Consider the following 4,482-nt stretch of genomic DNA (forward strand, 5'->3'; position numbering starts at 1 on the left):
AAAAAATATTAGTGAAATTCATTTAAATGAAGACAGAGTTTAGGAGAGCAGAGTATGAAAGAAATAAAAATAGAAGATGCTGTAGGTTGTATTTTATCTCATGATGTTACAAAAATAGTTCCTGGGGAATTTAAGGGAAGATTATTTAAAAAAGGTCATGTAATTAAGGAAGAAGATATACCGAAGCTTTTAGATATAGGGAAGGAACATATATATGTTTGGGAACAAAAAGAAGGTGAGCTTCACGAAAATGATGCAGCTATAAGAATTAAAGATTTAGTTCTTGGTGAAGGGTGTTATATATCAGAAGAGATAAAAGAAGGGAAAATAGATTTCTTTGCGAAAAAAATGGGAGTATTAAGAGTAGACAAAGAAGAACTTTTAAAACTTAACATGTTGGGAGAAATAATAGTTTCAACTATGCATAACAATACTCCAGTTAAAGTTGGAGAAAAAATAGGCGCAACTAGAGTTATCCCATTAATAATAAATGAAGAAAAAATAATAGAAGCTGAAAAATTAATTAATGAAAAAATAATAAGTATAGATGAAATAAAACCTAAAAAAGCAGTACTTATAACAACAGGTAATGAAGTTTACAAAGGGAGAATAAAAGATGCTTTTTTACCTGTAATGAAAGAGAAGCTAGAAGATTATGGTGGAGAAATTGTTAAGCAAGTTATTCTTCCAGATGATAAAGAAATGATAAGTTCAAACATAATTAAGGCTATAGAAGAAGATAAGGTGGATATGGTAATTTGTACAGGAGGAATGTCGGTGGACCCTGATGATGTGACACCTTCAGGCATAAAAGATTGTAATGGTGAAATTGTAACTTACGGTGCACCAGTACTTCCTGGAGCCATGTTTTTACTAGCGTACTACAAAGATACACCAATTCTTGGAGTGCCAAGTTGTGCTATGTATTCAAAAAGAACTATTTTTGATTTAGTACTTCCAAGGGTTTTAGCAGAAGAAAAATTATCTTATAAAGATATAGCAGCATATGGAAATGGTGGAATGTGCTTAAATTGCGGAGTTTGTTCATTCCCTCATTGTTCATTTGGTAAATAGGAGGTTAGACACATGGGAAAAGTATTAGCAATTTGTATAAGTGAGAAGAAAGGGACATTAAAAAATGAAATAAGTGAAGCTAAGTTTATTGAAGATTTTGGTATAGAAAATGATGCCCATGCAGGTAAGTGGCATAGACAAGTAAGCTTATTAGAATTTAATAAAATAGATGAATTTAGAAGAAAAGGTGCCAATGTGAACTTTGGTGAATTTGGAGAAAATTTAGTTGTACAAGGAATAGAGCTTCATACTCTTCCTATAGGTCAGTTAATACAATTAGGAGATGTAATATTAGAAGTGACTCAAATTGGTAAAAAGTGTCATGATAAATGCCAGATATACTATCAGGTGGGGGAATGTATAATGCCTAAGAATGGTATTTTTACAAAAGTAATTAAAGGTGGAAGAGTAAAAGTTGGAGATGAATGTAACTTGATATAAGTCAAAATAAAAAGACTTAATATGATAGTACAGATTAAAAATTTATTAGGTATAAAAAAGAGCGTAGAATTTATCTACGCTCTTTTTTTATAAGCTAAAAATTAGCAAGCATTATTCATTTCTATATTTTGGCCTCTTTCTTTGTTTAATTTGTTCATAGCTTTTATAGCTACTAATAACATTCCGTAAGCAACAAAAATAGAAGCTAATATGAATGACCAAGCAACCGTATATCCAGCTGCGTCAACTATAATTCCGAATACTGCTGAACCAAAAGAGAATCCTAAAGCGAAGAATACTTGAGTTATACCTAATATTCCTCCGAAATCTTTATTACCGAATAAAGCACCTACTAACATAGATGGAGCTAAGATGTAAGCAAATACAGATAACCCTTTAGTAGTTCCATAAACGTAAGCTAAAGCTGGTATTTTTGGTGCAAACATTATTGATAAACAAGCTGTTATTGCTAACGCAAATCCTATGATTGTAGTTTTTACAGTTCCTAATTTATCGTATAATGTACCTCCTATTAAGTTACCAACTAAAGAGCATGCAGCAAATACTGATCCTACAGTTCCTAACATAGCAGCATCAAAGTTTTCTGCTTTTAAGTATGCTGAATATTGAGTAGCTAAAGCTGATACATATATTCCTATGAATACAAATCCTATAGCGAATATCCAGTAAGCTTTTAAACTTTTAGCTTCTGCAAATGTATATCCTGTATTTTCTTCAACAGATACTTCTTTATTTTCTTCTTTAGAATCTTTTTTACCACTTATCATTTCAGATTTGTTCTTTGGCATTCTTATAAATAATATAGATACCACAACTCCTACTGCTATTGATAATAAAGCGAACTTTTTATATGCTAATTGATATCCATCAGCAGCTATCCAGCTTGCTGTTAATTGTTGTAAGAATATATTTCCTAGACCACTAGCAGAAAATACTACACCTAATACTTTTCCTTTTATGCTATCATCAAACCAAGATGTTATAAGTACTGGTATACCGATAGATGAAATAGCTGCAGTACCTACTTGAGATATTCCGTATCCTAAGTAGAATAACGATAAACTGCTTCCAGCTATTCCTAACATAAATACTCCTCCAGCTGATAATATTGCACCTACTGTGAATATTAATTTAGCTGAGAACTTATTATATAATTTTCCTATAGAAGGAGAGAATAGAGCAGATATTATTGTTCCTATTGTGAACATAGCTGATATTGCTCCTAATGCGAACCCTTCTTTTTCTATTATATATCCTAAAAATTGAGGATGTATATTAGATGCTACACCAAATGGTATGGCTTGGATAAGCATACAAGCAATTGCTATTAGCCAACCTTGTGAAAATTTTCTTTTGTTTATTGTGTTTGTCATTTTAAACATCTCCTTTTGTAGCTTAGACTAAGTAAAATTAAGCTATTGTTTTTTCTTGTTCAATAGATTTTAATGAACCATCTTTTAATGCTTTATTTGTTTTGTATGCATATATAGCTAATGCAGTTACATTTATTCCACAGCATACAAATAACAATAAATCGACTGCTTCGAATACCACATTTGCTCCAAACACAGCTAATGTACCAGCTACTGCTATAGTTACTAAGTATATTGCTATATTTTTATTTTCAGCATTGTTTTTAAATAATTTTTTTAAATAGTAGTATGAACCTAATATAGTAGTCATTGCTGATAATACTGTAAATGAAGATAATATTATTAAGCCAAATGTACCTGTAACATGTGACGCAGTATCAAAGAAAGATGTTAATCTCATCATTGAATTTACTGGATATTCTATAATACCAACATCTAAACCATAACTAGCTATATAAGATGTTATAAATATAGCTACGAATAGTGTTACTATACTTGGTATTAATGATATCATCCCAGCTTCTCTTGGTTCAGAATCTGATTGTTGAGCAGACATGGCTAAACACCCTAAGCCTGTTTCAACTGTTTGCAATACTTTTTGCATACCTAATATTAATCCAGTAGGTATACCAAGCATCATTGGGACTGGATTCATCATTCCTTCTATCATTCCTGATAAATACTCTGGTATATAAGAAGATGTTTTAAATATAAATATTATAGCGAATACTAAGTATCCAGCAAGAGCACTTCCTATCATATAAGTCATAGCATTCATAAATATACTATCTTTTTTAGATAGAACTACTAATGCTACTATAGCTATAACAGGTATTACTATAAATAAGTATCTTTGTAATAAAGTAAGTTCAGTACCAGCAAATTTAGATGTTACTATTGTAAATACTGAATCTATACCACTAAATTGGAATCCTCCAAATCCGAATACAATTAATGCAACTATTGATATAGCATAGAAAAATCCTAATTTAGGACTTATCATTTCTGATATATAATCTCTTGGGCCTTTTTTCATTATTTTTGAATTTAAGGTTTCTGAATAAGAAACAGGTATCATTATACATGCTCCTATTAATGCCCATAAAGCTATAGCCTCTATATTATATTGTCCCGCACTATACAATTTAGAAATTGCACCTAATACTCCTATAATAGCTCCAGTACCAACCATAGCACCTAGAGATATTGAAGCAGGTCCTATAAGGTTTTTAAATTTCAGCTTCGATGGTTTAGTTAATTTTGGTTGAATTTTAAATATTGTAGTTATAGACATATATGCTCCAACTACAAGCATAAATGGCAGAAATATTGGCCATACAATATCTGATATAGCTGTTATTACATGTTCTAATTGTGTTAAAATCGAATTCATTTTATCTCCTATTACTCTTTGATTTTAATTTTTGACCAGATCATAGGTAATTAAGAAAATATTTTTTTGATTTTAATTTTTGATTTTATTTAATTTCCACATAATTTTGAAATGTAATAAATTTTTTGTAGGATTATGTTGAAAATTATATTATCAAATTATTATAAAAGTCAATAGTAA

At 30.2% G+C, this 4,482-nt stretch carries 4 protein-coding genes; 2 read left to right on the forward strand and 2 right to left on the reverse strand.

Features of this window, described 5'->3' with window-relative positions; all coding sequences use genetic code 11:
• The first annotated feature begins 54 nt into the window (after positions 1 to 54).
• Both NSA58_RS16525 and NSA58_RS16530 read left to right on the forward strand, forming a co-directional pair.
• A complete protein-coding gene (locus tag NSA58_RS16525) occupies positions 55 to 1,074 on the forward strand; it encodes a molybdopterin-binding protein (protein WP_074079245.1) in 1,020 nt (339 codons plus the stop codon).
• A gap of 12 nt (positions 1,075 to 1,086) precedes the next feature.
• The gene (locus NSA58_RS16530; protein WP_074079246.1) at positions 1,087 to 1,515 is read left to right on the forward strand and encodes an MOSC domain-containing protein; all 429 of its coding nucleotides are present in this window, start codon (positions 1,087 to 1,089) and stop codon (positions 1,513 to 1,515) included.
• 101 nt (positions 1,516 to 1,616) lie between these two features.
• Here NSA58_RS16530 and NSA58_RS16535 read toward each other — a convergent pair whose 3' ends face one another.
• Together NSA58_RS16535 and NSA58_RS16540 are read right to left on the reverse strand one after the other, a co-directional pair.
• Positions 1,617 to 2,909, reverse strand: coding sequence for a conjugated bile salt MFS transporter (locus NSA58_RS16535; RefSeq protein ID WP_039681481.1), 1,293 nt, complete (start codon positions 2,907 to 2,909; stop codon positions 1,617 to 1,619).
• 37 nt (positions 2,910 to 2,946) lie between these two features.
• Positions 2,947 to 4,302 carry an alanine:cation symporter family protein gene (locus tag NSA58_RS16540; protein WP_039681480.1) on the reverse strand — a complete coding sequence of 452 codons (1,356 nt, stop codon included), beginning with the start codon at positions 4,300 to 4,302 and terminating at the stop codon, positions 2,947 to 2,949.
• Positions 4,303 to 4,482 lie beyond the last annotated feature (180 nt).

Origin of the sequence: Terrisporobacter muris, assembly GCF_024621905.1 — a bacterium.
In the GTDB taxonomy this organism is placed as follows: domain Bacteria; phylum Bacillota; class Clostridia; order Peptostreptococcales; family Peptostreptococcaceae; genus Terrisporobacter; species Terrisporobacter muris.

What these genes read in the sequence shown, in the direction of transcription:
- NSA58_RS16525 (WP_074079245.1), top strand. Translation starts at nt 55, where the DNA reads ATGAAAGAAATAAAAATAGAAGATGCTGTAGGTTGTATTTTATCTCAT.
- NSA58_RS16530 (WP_074079246.1), top strand. Translation starts at nt 1,087, where the DNA reads ATGGGAAAAGTATTAGCAATTTGTATAAGTGAGAAGAAAGGGACATTA.
- NSA58_RS16535 (WP_039681481.1), bottom strand. Translation starts at nt 2,909, where the DNA reads ATGACAAACACAATAAACAAAAGAAAATTTTCACAAGGTTGGCTAATA.
- NSA58_RS16540 (WP_039681480.1), bottom strand. Translation starts at nt 4,302, where the DNA reads ATGAATTCGATTTTAACACAATTAGAACATGTAATAACAGCTATATCA.